Annotated in this window: 15 protein-coding genes; 9 read left to right on the top strand and 6 right to left on the bottom strand. The window is 71.5% G+C overall.

Annotated elements, in window-relative coordinates:
* Window positions 1-88 precede the first annotated feature (88 nt).
* Entirely contained in the window at window positions 89-883 is a 795-nt protein-coding gene (locus ACIRVH_RS09505) for an enoyl-CoA hydratase/isomerase family protein (protein WP_403950139.1), read from the bottom strand.
* Window positions 884-1,085: 202 nt separating this feature from the next.
* Between ACIRVH_RS09505 and ACIRVH_RS09500 the strand changes: the two genes are divergently transcribed.
* The gene (locus tag ACIRVH_RS09500) at window positions 1,086-1,700 is read left to right on the top strand and encodes a hypothetical protein (RefSeq protein ID WP_403950136.1); all 615 of its coding nucleotides are present in this window, start codon (window positions 1,086-1,088) and stop codon (window positions 1,698-1,700) included.
* Here ACIRVH_RS09500 and ACIRVH_RS09495 read toward each other — a convergent pair.
* Together ACIRVH_RS09495 and ACIRVH_RS09490 are read right to left on the bottom strand one after the other, a co-directional pair.
* Window positions 1,691-2,815, bottom strand: coding sequence for an adenylate/guanylate cyclase domain-containing protein (locus ACIRVH_RS09495; protein WP_403950133.1), 1,125 nt, complete (start codon window positions 2,813-2,815; stop codon window positions 1,691-1,693). The genes ACIRVH_RS09500 and ACIRVH_RS09495 overlap by 10 nt on opposite strands.
* A gap of 585 nt (window positions 2,816-3,400) precedes the next feature.
* A complete protein-coding gene (locus tag ACIRVH_RS09490; RefSeq protein WP_403950131.1) occupies window positions 3,401-4,261 on the bottom strand; it encodes a biotin--[acetyl-CoA-carboxylase] ligase in 861 nt (286 codons plus the stop codon).
* A gap of 111 nt (window positions 4,262-4,372) precedes the next feature.
* Here ACIRVH_RS09490 and ACIRVH_RS09485 point away from each other — a divergent pair, with 111 nt between their 5' ends.
* From ACIRVH_RS09485 to ACIRVH_RS09470, 4 genes are all read left to right on the top strand, one after another.
* The gene (locus ACIRVH_RS09485) at window positions 4,373-5,968 is read left to right on the top strand and encodes an acyl-CoA carboxylase subunit beta (protein WP_403950129.1); all 1,596 of its coding nucleotides are present in this window, start codon (window positions 4,373-4,375) and stop codon (window positions 5,966-5,968) included.
* A gap of 24 nt (window positions 5,969-5,992) precedes the next feature.
* Complete coding sequence (locus ACIRVH_RS09480) at window positions 5,993-6,202, top strand: acyl-CoA carboxylase epsilon subunit (protein WP_403950126.1); 210 nt, start codon at window positions 5,993-5,995, stop codon at window positions 6,200-6,202.
* 174 nt (window positions 6,203-6,376) lie between these two features.
* Complete coding sequence (gene mmpB, locus ACIRVH_RS09475; RefSeq protein WP_403950123.1) at window positions 6,377-6,505, top strand: morphogenic membrane protein MmpB; 129 nt, start codon at window positions 6,377-6,379, stop codon at window positions 6,503-6,505.
* 26 nt (window positions 6,506-6,531) lie between these two features.
* Window positions 6,532-7,149, top strand: coding sequence for a Maf family protein (locus ACIRVH_RS09470; protein WP_403950120.1), 618 nt, complete (start codon window positions 6,532-6,534; stop codon window positions 7,147-7,149).
* On the opposite strand, the gene ACIRVH_RS09465 is transcribed toward ACIRVH_RS09470, so the two are convergent.
* The gene (locus ACIRVH_RS09465; RefSeq protein WP_403950117.1) at window positions 7,121-7,705 is read right to left on the bottom strand and encodes a hypothetical protein; all 585 of its coding nucleotides are present in this window, start codon (window positions 7,703-7,705) and stop codon (window positions 7,121-7,123) included. The two genes, ACIRVH_RS09470 and ACIRVH_RS09465, sit on opposite strands and share 29 nt — an antisense overlap.
* Window positions 7,706-8,080: 375 nt before the next feature.
* On the opposite strand from ACIRVH_RS09465, the gene ACIRVH_RS09460 reads away from it, so the two are divergent.
* Window positions 8,081-9,853: an acetyl/propionyl/methylcrotonyl-CoA carboxylase subunit alpha gene (locus tag ACIRVH_RS09460; RefSeq protein WP_403950114.1), complete on the top strand. Its 1,773-nt coding sequence runs from the start codon at window positions 8,081-8,083 to the stop codon at window positions 9,851-9,853.
* 192 nt (window positions 9,854-10,045) lie between these two features.
* Here the strand turns inward: ACIRVH_RS09460 and ACIRVH_RS09455 are convergent, their stop codons facing one another.
* Both ACIRVH_RS09455 and ACIRVH_RS09450 read right to left on the bottom strand, forming a co-directional pair.
* On the bottom strand, window positions 10,046-10,969 hold the full coding sequence (locus ACIRVH_RS09455) for a DeoR/GlpR family DNA-binding transcription regulator (RefSeq protein ID WP_403950111.1): 924 nt from the start codon (window positions 10,967-10,969) through the stop codon (window positions 10,046-10,048).
* Between the two features lie 167 nt (window positions 10,970-11,136).
* Window positions 11,137-12,585, bottom strand: coding sequence for an NAD(P)H-quinone dehydrogenase (locus ACIRVH_RS09450; RefSeq protein ID WP_403950108.1), 1,449 nt, complete (start codon window positions 12,583-12,585; stop codon window positions 11,137-11,139).
* A 98-nt stretch (window positions 12,586-12,683) separates the two neighbouring features.
* Between ACIRVH_RS09450 and ACIRVH_RS09445 the strand changes: the two genes are divergently transcribed.
* From ACIRVH_RS09445 to ACIRVH_RS09435, 3 genes are all read left to right on the top strand, one after another.
* Window positions 12,684-13,121 (top strand): gamma-glutamylcyclotransferase, encoded by a 438-nt coding sequence (locus tag ACIRVH_RS09445; RefSeq protein ID WP_389186485.1) that lies wholly within the window; start codon window positions 12,684-12,686, stop codon window positions 13,119-13,121.
* Window positions 13,122-13,247: 126 nt separating this feature from the next.
* Entirely contained in the window at window positions 13,248-14,072 is an 825-nt protein-coding gene (locus ACIRVH_RS09440; protein ID WP_403950105.1) for a purine-nucleoside phosphorylase, read from the top strand.
* 104 nt (window positions 14,073-14,176) lie between these two features.
* A complete protein-coding gene (locus tag ACIRVH_RS09435) occupies window positions 14,177-15,808 on the top strand; it encodes a phospho-sugar mutase (protein WP_403950102.1) in 1,632 nt (543 codons plus the stop codon).
* The last annotated feature ends 115 nt before the right edge of the window (window positions 15,809-15,923 follow it).

Here is a 15,923-nt window from a genome sequence, read left to right as displayed (position 1 = left end):
TGAAACAGAGCAAATGGGGATAGAAGCGTGGCGATCAGGTGGCCCCAGGAACACACCCGGGACCCGATCCCCCGCCCCACTCCCCGACTCACTCCCCGGGCCACTCCGGCTTCCGCTTCTCGTTGAACGCGGCAACGCCCTCCGCCCGGTCCCCCGAGAACGCCACCGACCGCCACGCCGCGTCCTCGACCTCCAGGCCGGCCCGCAGATCCAGCCCGTGCCCGAGCCGCAGCGCCCGCTTGGCCGCCCGCAGCCCCACCGGCGAGTTGCCGGCGATCCGCGCCCCCAGCGCCAGCGCCTCCTCGCGGTCCCGCCCCTCCTCCACCAACTGGTCCACCAGCCCCAGCCCGGCAGCCTCGGCCGCCTCCAACCGCCGCGCCGAGAAGATCAGCTCGGCCGCCCGGGCCGCCCCGACGCGCCGCGGCAGCAGCTGCGTACCGCCACCCCCCGGAATCACTCCCACGGACACCTCCGGCAGCCCCACCACCGCCGTACGGTCCGCCACGATCAGGTCGCAGGACAGGGCCAGTTCGAAACCGCCGCCCAGGGCGAAGCCATGCACGGCGGCGATCGTCGGCATGGGCAGCTCCAGCACCCCGGTGTACGCCCCGCGCGCCACCGGCCGCTGCCGCACCAGATCCGCGTCACTGAACGAGTTCCGCTCCTTCAGGTCGGCCCCCACACAGAACGCCCGCTCATGGGACGAGGTCAGGACGACCACCCGCGCGTCCCGGTCGGCACCGAGCGCCGTACACGCGGCCGCGATGGAACGGGCCATCTCCGTCGAGACGGCGTTCATGGCCTTGGGCCGGTCCAGCACCAGCTCGGCCACATGCCCGTGCCGCCGCACCAGCACGAACTCCCCGAACCGCTCCTCGCTCATGACACCCTCCGGTTAACGCGGGTTAACTCACTGTCGGACCGATCATCGCAGCCGTACCCCGCCCCGGGAAAGAGCCGCCCCCGCCCGCTGTTCTACGCCCGTTCGAGTGACATCCCGGCCGTCTCACCCCACACCGCCCACAAGAGCGCATAGCGTGCGCTCCGCCCCGGCGCACCCGGGGCGCGCGGCGGGGAGGAACCTGATGACACCGATACCTGCACAGCCCGGCACGGCCGAGAGAAAGCCGACGGGGACGACGCTCCCCGTCCTGCCCCTCGTCCGCCGCGGCCGCCACCGCAAGCCCCGCCCCCGCAAGGTGCTGCTGGCCGCGGGCGGCCTGGCCCTGGCCGCCGGAGTCCTCAGCCTCGTCCGGGTGGCCCCGGACTCCGGGGTGGGCGCACCGGGCACTGCGGAGGCAGAGCCCCGCCTGGACCCGGACGGCACCACCGACCACGCATCCGACCCGGCGAACGACACCACCCCCACCGCGCTGCCCTCGGCGACATCGGTCATGGGCGGGTTCAGCGCGGCCCCCATGACCCCAGCCACCGCCACGGCCGCTCCGCGGGCGACACCCACGACGCCCCCCGACAGCACCGGCATCCCGACCACGATCCCGACGAGCGCCCCGAGGACGACGGCCCCCCGCCCGTCATCCACGACGCCGACGACGCCCACGCCCACCCGAACCCCCACACCGACGCCCAGCCGGACCACACAGACACCCGCACCGGAACAGGGCGGGGTGTGCGTACCGGTGATCGCCCTGTGCGTGGACCTGCCGAGCGCCCGGCAGAACCCGGTTCCTCAGGACTGACCGTCGCGGCGATTGAGCAGCCAGGGCTCGACGACACCGAGCCCGCGAACCGGCCGCTGCCACATCGGCTGGAGCCCGAAGCGGTACTTGGGCGGCTCCTCGCCCTCCTTCTCGGCGGCGGCAGCGGCTTCGGCCGCCTCGGCCTCGGAGGCGGGCGCCTCAGCGGTACGGATCAGCTCCTCGGCAAAGGCACTGTCGACGAGGACGGCGTCACGCGGCGCTATCGAGGTCAGCCTCGACGCCAGGTTGACGGTCGTACCGAAGACATCCCCCATCCGGGTGGTCACCGTGCCGAACGCCATCCCCACCCGCAGCTCGGGCATCGTCTCGTCGTTGGCCATCGTCTCGACCAGCCGCAGGGCGATGTCCGCGGCGACACCCGCGTCGTCGGCGGCGTACAGCACCTCGTCACCGAGGGTCTTGATGAGCCGCCCGCCCCGCGCGGCGACCAGGTCGGCGGCCGTGGTCTCGAAGGCCTCGACCAGCTCGCCCAGCTCCTCCTCCTCCATCCGCCGGGTCAGCCGGGTGAACCCGACGAGGTCGGCGAAGCCGACGGCCAGCCGCCGGTCGACCATCTCCTCGTCGTCGCCGGTCTGCACAACGCGGCCCGCGGAGGCGGCGAGCTGGCGGCGCCACACATAGACCAGGAACTCCTCCAGCTCGGGCAGGAGCAGCTCGACGATCGGGTACGTCACCTCGGTGCGGGTCATGCCCGGCTCGGGGGGCTCGGTCAGCCCCTCCAGGAAGGAATCGATCTGCCACTCCGCCAAACGGGCGGTGGTCTGCCCGGTCGACCGCGCGACCTGGACGGCCATGGCCTCACTCAGCAGCCCCGCCTCCACCAGACCGGCGAGCCGCCGCAGGGCCAGCACGTCGGCCTCGGTGAGCGCCTTGGCCTGCCCGATGTCCGCGAACCCCATGGCCCGCCAGAACCGCGACGCCAGCTCCATGGAGACACCGGCGCTGCGGGCCGCCTGAAAAGGGGTGTAGCGCCGCTCGGCCCCCAGAATGAGCTGCTCGAGACGCAGGGCAAGCGGATCCTCGCCGGAGTCGGCGGCGTAGGGGTCCACCCGGCCGTCCGCGTCCGCGCCGGAGCCCGTGTCGTCGACGGTCACGCCTGCTGCCCTTCCGATCTGCCACGGTCAGGTATCGACCGGCCTCAACTCTACGGCAGGTGTGCGCCAGCTCACTCCGTAGGGTTCAGCCGACGGCTCGCTCCCCGGTGCCGGGTGCGCTGACCGGCGTCGCTGGGGGAACTGCCGCGCCGTCGGCCGAATGGCGCCGCAGCCGCCCACGGCGGGAAGGGGACGTGCCGGGCGGTGTCCGCCCGCAGCGGTTGGCGCGTCAACACCGGCACTTCTGTCGCCAACCGATTCCGCGCCGTTCCGAGGACGGACACGCCCCGGCGCGGCCCCGACCCACACCCCACCAGGGGCGCCATGCGCACCCCCACCGAACCGGCACAGGCGCCGCAGGCACCCGCAGCGGCACCCCCACCAAACCCGCACAGGCACCGCAGGCACCCGCAGGCGCACCCCGACCGAACCCGCACAGGCACCGCAGGCCCCCGCAGGCGCACCCCCACCAAACCCGCACAGGCACCGCAGGCACCCCACCCACGAACCACAGCGGCACCCCCAAGCCCGGACAGGCACCGCAAGAGGCACCCACCCGAGCCCGCAAAGGCGCCGCAGGCAGCCTCACGCAGGCCGCAGATGCACGATGTCCCCCGCCCCCACAGGCTCCTGCACACCACGCTCCGTAGCGATGACGAGCCGCCCGTCCCCATCGACGGCGACCGCTTCCCCCACCAGCGCCCGATCCCCCGGCAGCTCGGCCCGCACCACCCGCCCGAGCGTCGCGCACCCCGCCGCATAGGTCTCCTGGAGCCCGCTGGCCCCCGGATCACCCCCGGCCGCCCGCCACCGCCCGTACCACTCCTCCAGCGACCGCAGCACGGCCCGCAGCAGCGGATCCCGGTCCGTGCTCACCGCCCCGGCCAACGCCAGCGACCCCGCCTGCGGCACAGGCAGCTCCTCGGCACGAAGGGTGACGTTGATCCCGACGCCGACCACGACCCCGTCGTCCCCGGCCCGCTCCGCCAGGATGCCCCCCGTCTTGCGCTCCTCGTCACCCACGGTCACCAGCACGTCGTTGGGCCATTTGAGTGCCGTGTCCACACCGGCGGCCCGGGACAGACCGGTCGCCACCGCCACCCCGGTGAGCAGCGGCAGCCACCCCCACCGAGCCACCGGCACCTCGACAGGGTTGAGCAGAACGGAGAAGAAAAGCCCCGACCGGGCAGGCGCGGTCCACTCCCGCTCCAGCCGCCCCCGACCGGAGATCTGCTCCTCGGCGACCAGGACCGCGCCCTCCCCCGCCTTGCCCGCGACGGCCCGGGCCACGAGGTCGGAGTTGGTGGAGCCGGTGCGCTGGACCACGTCCAGCTCCGACCACAGACCACCCTCCCGCACCAGGGCCCGGCGCAGCGCGGCGGCGTTCAGGGGCGGGCGGTCCAGGTCGGACCAACGGCTGTCGTCTGATGCATTGTGCGGCGTCATGCAAGTCACCCTAGGTGTGGGAAACGCCGCACTGCCGACACGAAGGCACGCCACTACGCTACGGATGAGTAACCGTCCCCCCTTTTGAGCAGGCAGGGAGCCGCGATCCCGATGTCCGAGGCGGAAGAGATCGACATTCACACGACCGCGGGCAAGCTCGCGGATCTGCAGCGCCGTATCCATGAGGCGACGCACGCCGGCTCGGAGCGCGCCGTCGAAAAGCAGCACGCCAAGGGCAAGCTGACGGCGCGTGAGCGCATCGAGCTGCTGCTCGACGAGGGTTCCTTCGTCGAGCTGGACGAGTTCGCCCGCCACCGCTCCAGCAACTTCGGGCTGGAGAAGAACCGCCCGTACGGCGACGGCGTCGTCACGGGCTACGGCACGGTCGACGGCCGCCCCGTAGCGGTGTTCTCGCAGGACTTCACGGTCTTCGGCGGCGCGCTCGGCGAGGTCTACGGCCAGAAGATCGTCAAGGTCATGGACTTCGCGCTGAAGACCGGCTGCCCGGTCATCGGCATCAACGACTCCGGCGGCGCCCGCATCCAGGAGGGAGTCGCCTCCCTCGGCGCGTACGGCGAGATCTTCCGCCGCAACACCCACGCGTCCGGCGTGATCCCGCAGATCAGCCTGGTCGTCGGCCCGTGCGCCGGCGGCGCGGTCTACTCGCCCGCGATCACCGACTTCACGGTGATGGTCGACCAGACGTCCCACATGTTCATCACGGGCCCGGACGTCATCAAGACGGTCACCGGCGAGGACGTCGGCTTCGAGGAGCTGGGCGGCGCCCGCACCCACAACTCGACGTCCGGTGTGGCCCACCACATGGCCGGCGACGAGAAGGACGCCATCGAGTACGTCAAGCAGCTGCTGTCGTACCTGCCGTCCAACAACCTCAGCGAGCCCCCGGTCTTCCCGGAGGAGGCGGACCTCACCGTCACCGCGGAGGACCTGGAGCTGGACACCCTGGTCCCGGACAGCGCGAACCAGCCGTACGACATCCGCACGGTGGTCGAGCACGTCCTGGACGACGCCGAGTTCTTCGAGTCGCAGGCGTTGTTCGCACCGAACATCGTCACCGGCTTCGGCCGGGTCGAGGGCCACCCGGTGGGCATCGTCGCGAACCAGCCGATGCAGTTCGCCGGCTGCCTCGACATCGACGCCAGCGAGAAGGCGGCGCGCTTCGTACGCACCTGCGACGCCTTCAACCTCCCGGTGCTCACCTTCGTGGACGTGCCGGGCTTCCTCCCGGGCGTCGACCAGGAGCACACGGGCATCATCCGCCGCGGCGCGAAGCTGATCTACGCCTACGCGGAGGCGACCGTCCCGCTCATCACGGTCATCACCCGCAAGGCCTTCGGCGGCGCGTACGACGTCATGGGCTCCAAGCACCTGGGCGCCGACCTCAACCTCGCCTGGCCGACCGCCCAGATCGCCGTCATGGGCGCCCAGGGCGCGGTCAACATCCTGCACCGCCGCACGATCGCGGAGGCGGAGGCGAACGGGGAGGACCTGGAGGCGGTCCGCGCACGCCTGATCCAGGAGTACGAGGACGCCCTCCTCAACCCCTACGTCGCGGCCGAGCGCGGCTACATCGACGCGGTGATCATGCCGTCGGAGACCCGCGGCCACATCGTCCGCGGCCTGCGTCAGCTGCGCACCAAGCGGGAATCCCTGCCTCCGAAGAAGCACGGCAACATCCCCCTCTAGGCCCCGCGGACCCTTGGAGCGGTCATGAACATCAAGGTCGTACGAGGCAACCCCACCCCGGAGGAGCTGGCCGCCGCTTTGGCGGTGGTCCGCGCCCGCGCCGCGGCGGCAGCAGCAACGCCGCCCGGCGCACCGGGCCCGCGGGACTCCTGGTCGGACCCTGCCCGCATCGCAACACAGCGAGTCCCGCAGCCCGGCCAGGCATCTTGGACCCGCACCTACTGGCCGAGCTGAGGGGCACCCCCAGGGGCGCGGGGCTGCATCGACATGCGGCTCCGCTCCCCGGGCGCGACCAGCCCCTACGCACCCGCAGGTGAACAGGGCCTGAACAGCGCATTGCAATTCCGGGCCACAACTTGAGTACCTGTACTCAGGCACCCTTCCCCGGCCAAGCCCCACGCTGGTGGCATGCTGTGGTCAGACCCCGAGAACGAGCCGCCAGAGGAACTCCGCGACACGCAGGAGATGCTCCGGCGGCTCGGCTTCGTCATGGCCCTGGCCATGTTCCTCGGCATGATCGTGCTCGGCCTGAGGTAGCGCAGCGGCCCCGCTAACCTGACCGCATGACTGCAAAGCCGCGCAGACGCCTCGTGCTCGCCTCCCAGTCCCCCGCCCGCCTGGGTCTGCTCCGCCAGGCCGGCCTCGCCCCCGAGGTGATCGTGAGCGGCGTCGACGAGGACGCCGTCAGCGCACCGACCCCGGCCGAGCTGGCGCTCGCTCTCGCCGAGGCCAAGGCCTCGGTCGTGGCGGCGAAGCCGGAGGTGCAGGGCGCCCTGGTGATCGGCTGCGACTCGGTGCTGGAGCTGGACGGGCAGGCCCTCGGCAAGCCGGCCGACGCCGAGGAGGCCACCGCCCGCTGGAAGGCGATGCGCGGGCGGGCCGGGACCCTCCAGACGGGGCACTGCATCTGGGACACGACGGCCAAGCGGTACGTCGCGGGGCTCGCCTCCACCGTCGTCCACTTCGGCGAGCCCTCGGACGAGGAGATCGCCGCGTACGTGGCCTCGGGCGAACCGCTCTACGTCGCCGGAGCGTTCACCCTGGACGGCCTCTCGGCGCCGTTCATCGAGGGCATCAACGGCGACCACGGCAACGTGATCGGCATCAGCCTGCCCCTCGTACGGCGGCTGCTGGCCGAACTGGGCATCGGCATCACAGAGTTGTGGGCACCGGCTGAGTGATCTGGGCGGGGACGGAGTCCTGCGGTTCTTCGTCCCCGTCCTGGGGCTCGTCCGTCCGGCTGTGCGACTCGCCCACGACACCCGGGGCCCCGGCCGGCTCGCCCTCCGCCTTCGGGTCGCCGCCCGCCTCCGGGGCGCCGCCGGAGGCACCCTGCTCCGGCCCGTCCTCACGGTCGTACGTCACCAGGAGCAGGACGAGGAGGCCGAGCATCACGACCATGAACACGAAGGCCGGCCAGCCCACCAGGCTCAGGGTGAAGGCGCCCAGCAGGCCGTGGACGACCGCCACGCTGATCAGCACGACACGCCCGAAACCCGCGGGCGCGCGGTTGCGTATCGCCACGAGCAGGGCCACCAGAGCGCACAAAGCGAAGTAGAGACCGAAGGCCACCCCGCCGATCTTCGAGGACTTCGACATGACGTCGGGGTCGAGGCCGGCCAGGGACATCTGCTGCCGGTCCACCACCACCCCGAGGAACCAGTTCAGCGCCCCGATCACCACCGCCTCGGCCAACAGGACGACCGCTACGACCCATGCCACCGGTCTGCGCACCACCGGCCCCCACCCACCTTCGACCTCAGCCCGAGCAGAGCTGCTGTTACCTGAAGTACGTTCGAGTCATCGCGAACGCTACTAACGGGTAAACCCAGGGACAAGGGTTCGGTCACCAGCAAAGAATCATTGGGCCATTCGTAGGGACTCGACAAAGAAACAGAGTGGGCCGCAGCACGCTCTCACAGAGACCTTGACCACATGACGGGGCTAGGGTTTTCCGGAGGAGTCCTGCGTACCGAGGTGCGACAAGGGATTTCGCGGGTCGAGCGAGCCTCGTATCACGCTCCGTGTGGGCAAGCTCACCATTGGGGACGGGTCGAAGTGCCGTGTCGGCAGTCCCTAAACTCGGCTTGTTTCAAGGAGGGAGCCTCAATCGTGCGCAAGGTGCTCATCGCCAACCGTGGCGAAATCGCTGTCCGCGTTGCCCGGGCCTGCCGGGATGCCGGGATCGCGAGCGTGGCCGTCTACGCCGACCCGGACCGGGACGCTCTGCATGTCCGCGCCGCGGATGAGGCGTTCGCCCTGGGTGGTGAGACCCCCGCCACCAGTTATCTGGACATCGAGAAGGTGCTGAACGCCGCCCGCGAATCCGGTGCGGACGCAGTCCACCCGGGCTACGGCTTCCTCTCGGAGAACGCCGACTTCGCGCAGGCGGTCCTGGACGCCGGTCTGATCTGGATCGGCCCGCCGCCGCAGGCCATCCGCGACCTGGGTGACAAGGTCGCCGCCCGTCACATCGCCCAGCGCGCCGGCGCCCCCCTGGTGGCCGGTACGCCCGACCCGGTGAGCGGTGCCGAGGAGGTCGTGACCTTCGCCGAGGAGCACGGCCTGCCGATCGCCATCAAGGCCGCCTTCGGTGGCGGCGGCCGCGGCCTGAAGGTCGCCCGCACCCTCGAAGAGGTCCCGGAGCTGTACGAGTCGGCGGTCCGCGAGGCGGTCGCCGCCTTCGGCCGTGGCGAGTGCTTCGTCGAGCGCTACCTCGACCGCCCCCGCCACGTCGAGACCCAGTGCCTGGCCGACAAGCACGGGAACGTGGTCGTGGTCTCCACCCGCGACTGCTCCCTGCAGCGTCGCCACCAGAAGCTGGTCGAGGAGGCCCCGGCGCCGTTCCTCTCCGAGGAGCAGGTCGCCGAGCTGTACCGCGCCTCGAAGGCGATCCTGAAGGAGGCCGCGTACGAGGGTGCCGGCACCTGTGAGTTCCTGGTCGGCCAGGACGGCACGATCTCCTTCCTCGAGGTGAACACCCGCCTCCAGGTGGAGCACCCGGTGACCGAGGAGGTCGCCGGCATCGACCTGGTCCGCGAGATGTTCCGCATCGCCGACGGCGAGGAGCTGGGCTACGACGATCCCGCCCTGCGCGGACACTCGTTCGAGTTCCGGATCAACGGCGAGGACCCGGGCCGCAACTTCCTGCCGGCTCCCGGCACGGTCACCACGTTCACCCCGCCGTCCGGCCCCGGCGTCCGCCTGGACGCGGGCGTGGAGTCCGGCTCGGTCATCGGCCCGGCCTGGGACTCCCTGCTCGCCAAGCTGATCGTCACCGGTCGCACCCGCAAGGAGGCCCTGGAGCGGGCCGCCCGCGCCCTGGAGGAGTTCCAGGTCGAGGGCATGGCGACGGCGATCCCGTTCCACCGTGCGGTCGTGCGGGACCATGCGTTCGCCCCGGAGCTGACCGGCTCCGCCGAGCCCTTCAAGGTCCACACCCGCTGGATCGAGACGGAGTTCGTCAACGAGATCAAGCCGTTCGCGACCCCTGCCGAGGCCGAGGCCGAGGAGGAGACGGGCCGCGAGACGGTCGTCGTCGAGGTCGGCGGCAAGCGCCTGGAGGTCTCCCTCCCGGCCTCCCTGGGCATGTCCCTGGCCCGCACCGGCCTCGCCGCCGGCGCCAAGCCGAAGCGCCGCGCGGCCAAGAAGTCCGGCCCGGTGGCCTCCGGCGACACTCTCGCCTCCCCGATGCAGGGCACGATCGTGAAGGTCGCGGTCGAGGAGGGCCAGGAGGTCAAGGAAGGCGACCTGGTCGTCGTCCTGGAGGCCATGAAGATGGAACAGCCCCTCAACGCCCACAAGGCGGGCACCATCAAGGGCCTCAACTTCGAGGTCGGCGCCTCGGTGACGTCCGGCGCCGCGATCTGCGAGATCAAGGACTGACGTCAGACGCCTGAGCGACGCCCGGTGGACGAACGGTCTGCCGGGCGTTGCCTTTCCCTGGCTTCAGGAGACAGAGCTTCGGGAGCCAGCCAGCCTCAGCGGCAGCCAACCGAGGGGCGCGGGGAACTGCGCGACCAGCCACGACGAACCCGCACCCGCCACACGACCTGAAGCCCCACGGCGACTACGCGCTCAACGCCGCCGCAAATCAGCGACGCGCCCCCGCTCGACCCCTGCCGACGGCTCCCCCAACATCCCCCGCAGCCCACCCTGTCCCCGCCGCGGTCCCGGCAGCGGACGCCGCGCCGGGACCTGCTCACCCCCCGGAGGGCTGCTCGCCCCCGCGACAGCGATCTGCACCCCCTGATCCGCGAGAGCCTGCAACTCCGTGGCGGCGCGATCGTCGTGCGCGGGCGGCTCGTCGGTGACCAGCCGGGTGATGACATCGGTCGGCACCGTCTGGAACATCGTGTCCGCACCCAGCTTGGTGTGGTCGGCGAGGACCACGACCTCCGCCGCGGCCTGCACCAGCGCACGGTCGACGGACGCCGAGAGCATGTTGGACGTGGACAGACCCCGCTCCGCGGTCAGGCCGCTCCCCGAGAGGAACGCCTTCGACACCCGCAGCCCCTGCAGGGACTGCTCCGCTCCGGAGCCGACGAGGGCGTAGTTGGAGCCGCGCAGGGTGCCGCCGGTCATCACGACCTCCACGCGGTTGGCGTGGGCCAACGCCTGTGCCACCAGAAGTGAGTTGGTGACGACGGTCAGCCCGGGTACCCGCGCGAGCCGGCGGGCCAGCTCCTGCGTGGTCGTACCCGCGCCGACCACGATGGCCTCGCCCTCTTCGACGAGTCCCGCGGCGAGATCGGCGATGGCCGTCTTCTCGGCGGTCGCGAGATGAGACTTCTGCGGAAAGCCGGACTCCCGCGTGAACCCGCCCGGCAGTACCGCACCGCCGTGCCGGCGGTCGAGGAGTCCTTCTGCCTCCAGTGCGCGCACGTCCCGCCGTACGGTCACTTCGGAGGTCTGGACGACGCGGGCGAGTTCACGGAGCGACACAGCCCCGTTCGCTCGCACCATTTCGAGGATCAATTGGCGACGTTCTGCAGCGAACACGAAACTGACAGTAACCCCAACGACCGTCTGCTTTCAGCAGTTTGCGCCGAATAACAGAAGTTGTTCGCACGGCAGGACGGGGAGTGGTATAAGGCCTAGTCTCCCCGCCTATGCCGCACGCATGCTCGACAACTCCCCGTGACCAGGGGGAAGTCGAGCCCCGGCCGTCAGGCCTCGATGCCCGCCTTGCGGGTGTGCAGCTGCCGTGCCACCTCCGCGATCGACCCCGAAAGGGAGGGGTACACCGTGAAGGCGTTCGCGATCTGCTCGACGGTCAGATTGTTGTCGACGGCGATCGAGATGGGGTGGATCAGTTCCGAGGCGCGCGGCGCGACCACGACACCGCCCACGACGATCCCGGTGCCCGGCCGGCAGAAGATTTTCACGAAGCCGTCCCGGATGCCCTGCATCTTGGCGCGCGGATTGCGCAGCAGCGGCAGCTTCACGACCCGGGCGTCGATCTTGCCCGCGTCCACGTCCGCCTGGGTGTAGCCGACGGTGGCGATCTCGGGGTCGGTGAAGACGTTGGAGGAGACCGTCTTCAGGTTCAGCGGGGCCACCGCGTCGCCGAGGAAGTGGTACATGGCGATACGTCCCTGCATGGCGGCGACGGACGCGAGGGCGAAGACACCGGTCACGTCACCGGCCGCGTAGACGCCCGGAGCGGTCGTACGCGAAACCTTGTCGGTCCAGATGTGGCCCGAGTCGCGCAACTTCACGCCCGCCTCCTCCAGCCCGAGACCCGCGCTGTTCGGGATGGCGCCGACAGCCATGAGGCAGTGCGAGCCGGTGATGACGCGGCCGTCGGCCAGCGTCACCTCGACCCGGTCGCCGACGCGCTTGGCGGACTGCGCGCGGGAGCGGGCCATGACGTTCATGCCGCGGCGCCGGAAGACGTCCTCCAGGACGGCGGCGGCGTCCGGGTCCTCACCCGGCAGCACGCGGTCGCGCGAGGACACCAGGGTCACCTTGGACCCGAGCGCCTGGTAGGCGCCGGCGAACTCGGCACCGGTCACACCGGAGCCGACCACGATCAGCTCTTCCGGCAGCTCGGTGAGGTCGTAGACCTGGGTCCAGTTGAGGATGCGCTCGCCGTCGGGCTGGGCGTCGGGCAGCTCGCGCGGGTGACCACCGGTGGCGATGAGGACGGCGTCGGCGGTGAGGGTCTCCTCGGTGCCGTCGGCGGCACTGACGACGACCTTGCGGGAACCGTCGAGGCCTTGCATGCCGTCCAGCCGGCCGCGGCCGCGCATGACCCGGGCGCCGGCGCGCGTGACGGACGCGGTGATGTCGTGCGACTGGGCGAGCGCGAGCCGCTTCACACGGCGGTTGACCTTCCCCAGGTCCACGCCCACCACCCGGGCCGCCTGCTCCAGCGGCGGGGTGTCGTCGGCGACGATGATCCCCAGCTCCTCGTACGAGGAGTCGAAGGTGGTCATCACCTCGGCCGTAGCGATAAGGGTCTTCGACGGCACGCAGTCGGTCAGCACCGACGCTCCGCCCAGACCGTCGCAGTCGACGACGGTCACCTCCGCACCGAGCTGAGCGGCGACCAGCGCCGCTTCGTATCCGCCGGGTCCGCCACCGATGATCACGATCCGAGTCACGTACCCCATTGTCCCGCACGCTTCAAGGTGCTACTGCCCCGGGGGGCGACGGGCGGCTGTCTCCGGTACGGAAGAGACAGGAGTTTCTCCTGCCGTACCCTCTCCCCATGTCGCTCTATGCCGCGTACGCCGGCAACCTCGAAGCGCGGCTGATGTCACGCCGCGCCCCGCACTCCCCGCTGCGCGCCATCGGCTGGCTGAACGGCTGGCGTCTGACCTTCGGCGGCGAACAACTGGGCTGGGAGGGCGCGCTGGCGACGATCGTCGAGGAGCCCGGCGCCCAGGTCTTCGTCGGCCTGTACGACATCGCTCCCATGGACGAGGAGTCCCTGGACCGCTGGGAGGGCGTCGGCCTCGGCATCTACCGCCGGGTCCGGGTCCGCGTGCACACCCTGGACGGCGAGGAGTCGGCATGGACGTACGCGCTCAACGCCTACGAGGGCGGCCTGCCCTCGGCGCGGTATCTGGGGGAGATCGCGGACGCGGCCGAGTCGGCCGGGGCACCCCACGACTATGTGATGGAGCTCCGCAAGCGCCCCTGCTGAGGCCGGCCGGGCAGCGGTCTTCCTGCGGCTTCGCCCGCGCTTCGTCGGAAACGACAAGACAACGAAAGCATTCCCGTGAGGTCTGTCATCTACGCGCGTAGGCGAAGACCGGCTACCCTCATCGGCGTGAACGCATCTCTCCTTCCGGACGACATCCAGGGCGACCCCTACGCCGCCGCCGACGCCGCCGCCGCGCGCCTGCGCGAACTCACCGGCGCCGAGACCCACGACGTCGCCCTCGTGATGGGCTCCGGCTGGGCTCCGGCCGTCGACGCCCTGGGCGCACCCGACGCCGAGTTCCAGGTCACCGAGCTGCCCGGCTTCCCGCCGCCGGCCGTCGAGGGGCACGGCGGCAAGATCCGCTCGTACTCCTTCGGTGACAAGCGCGCCCTGGTCTTCCTGGGCCGCACGCACTTCTACGAGGGCCGCGGCGTGGCCGCCGTCGCGCACGGCGTCCGCACGGCCGTCGCCGCCGGCTGCAAGACCGTGGTCCTCACCAACGGCTGCGGCGGCCTGCGCGAGGGCATGCGCCCCGGCCAGCCGGTCCTGATCAGCGACCACATCAACCTGACGGCCACGTCCCCGATCGTCGGCGCCAACTTCGTCGACCTGACGGACCTCTACTCCCCCCGTCTGCGCGCCCTGTGCAAGGAGATCGACTCCTCCCTGGAGGAGGGCGTCTACGCGCAGTTCCCCGGCCCGCACTACGAGACCCCGGCCGAGATCCGCATGGCCCGTGTGATCGGCGCCGACCTGGTCGGCATGTCCACGGTCCTCGAGGCGATCGCCGCCCGTGAGGCGGGCGCCGAGGTGCTGGGCATCTCCCTGGTCACCAACCTCGCGGCGGGCATGACCGGCGAGCCCCTCAACCACGAGGAGGTCCTCCAGGCGGGCCGCGACTCGGCGGCGCGCATGGGACAGCTGCTGACGCAGGTGCTGGGCAGGCTGTAAGCGGGCTCTCCGGCCCACCGACTCGGGTGGGCCGGCAGGCGGAACGGGGGTCTGGGGGCGGAGCTCCCAGGCGGCAGGCAGACACAGGAGAGGTTGATCCCAAGGTGCACGACGATCTCATCGCCGAGGCCAGCGCATGGCTCGCCGAGGACCCGGACCCGGAGACCCGCGACGAACTGGCCAAGCTGATCGAGGCCGGGGACGTCACCGAACTCTCCGCCCGGTTCAGCGGCACCCTCCAGTTCGGCACGGCCGGCCTGCGGGGCGAGCTCGGCGCCGGCCCGATGCGCATGAACCGCTCGGTGGTCATCCGCGCCGCCGCCGGCCTCGCCGCCTACCTGAAGAACCAGGGCCAGAGCGGCGGCCTCGTCGTCATCGGCTACGACGCCCGCCACAAGTCCGCCGACTTCGCCCGGGACACCGCCGCCGTCATGACCGGCGCCGGCCTGCGCGCGGCCGTCCTCCCCCGTCCCCTCCCGACCCCCGTCCTGGCCTTCGCGACAAGGCACCTCGGCGCGGTCGCGGGCGTGGAGGTCACCGCCAGCCACAACCCGCCCCGGGACAACGGCTACAAGGTCTACCTCGGCGACGGCTCCCAGATCGTCCCGCCGGCGGACGCGGAGATCGCCGCCGAGATCGACGCGATCGCCTCGCTGAACGACGTCCCCCGCCCGGACTCCGGTTGGGAGACCCTGGACGACTCGGTGCTGGACGCCTATCTGGCCCGTACCGACGCCGTCCTGGCCGCCGGCTCGCCGCGCACCGCCCGGACGGTCTACACGGCGATGCACGGCGTCGGCAAGGACGTCCTGCTGGCCGCGTTCGCCCGCGCCGGCTTCCCCGAGCCGGTGCTGGTCGCCGAGCAGGCCGACCCGGACCCGGACTTCCCGACGGTGGCCTTCCCCAACCCGGAGGAGCCGGGCGCGATGGACCTGGCGTTCGCGCAGGCCCGCGCGACCGACCCGGACCTGGTCATCGCCAACGACCCCGACGCCGACCGCTGCGCGGTGGCCGTCAGGGCGGGGTCCGACTGGCGCATGCTGCGCGGCGACGAGGTGGGTGCGCTGCTCGCCGCCCACCTGGTGTGCCGGGGAGCCACCGGCACCTTCGCGGAGTCGATCGTCTCCTCCTCCCTGCTCGGCCGGATCGCCGAGAAGGCGGGCCTGCCGTACGAGGAGACCCTCACCGGCTTCAAGTGGATCGCCCGCGTGGACGGCCTGCGCTACGGCTACGAGGAGGCCCTCGGCTACTGCGTGGACCCGGAGGGCGTGCGGGACAAGGACGGCATCACCGCCGCGCTTCTGATCACCGAGCTGGCCTCGGTCCTCAAGGAGCAGGGCCGCAGCCTCCTCGACCTGCTGGACGACCTGGCCGTGGAGCACGGCCTGCACGCCACCGACCAGCTGTCGGTCCGCGTCCAGGACCTCTCCGTCATTTCGGACGCGATGCGCCGCCTGCGCGAGCAGCCCCCGACCGAGCTGGCGGGCCTGGCCATCACCCGCGCCGAGGACCTCACCCGGGGCACGGACAAGCTCCCGCCCACCGACGGCCTGCGCTACACCCTCGACGGCGCCCGCGTCATCGTCCGCCCCAGCGGCACCGAGCCCAAGCTCAAGTGCTACCTGGAGGTCGTCGTGCCGGTCGCGGCCCACGCCGGCCTCCCGGCCGCGCACACCCGCGCGGCCGACCTGCTCGCGGCCATCAAGCGGGACCTGTCCGCCGCCGCCGGCATCTGAGTTCACCGACGTTCACCGACGTTCACCGACGACGAAGGGGCGCCCCTGATTCCAGGGGCACCCCTTCGTCGTACCCGAGCAGTGGCCTACGGGAGGAACACGATGGCCGCCGCCC

Source organism: Streptomyces sp. NPDC101165 (assembly GCF_044768135.1).
In the GTDB taxonomy this organism is placed as follows: domain Bacteria; phylum Actinomycetota; class Actinomycetes; order Streptomycetales; family Streptomycetaceae; genus Streptomyces.
The sequence above is the reverse complement of the archived record's forward strand: the minus strand, read 5'-3'. Positions and strand labels throughout refer to the sequence as shown.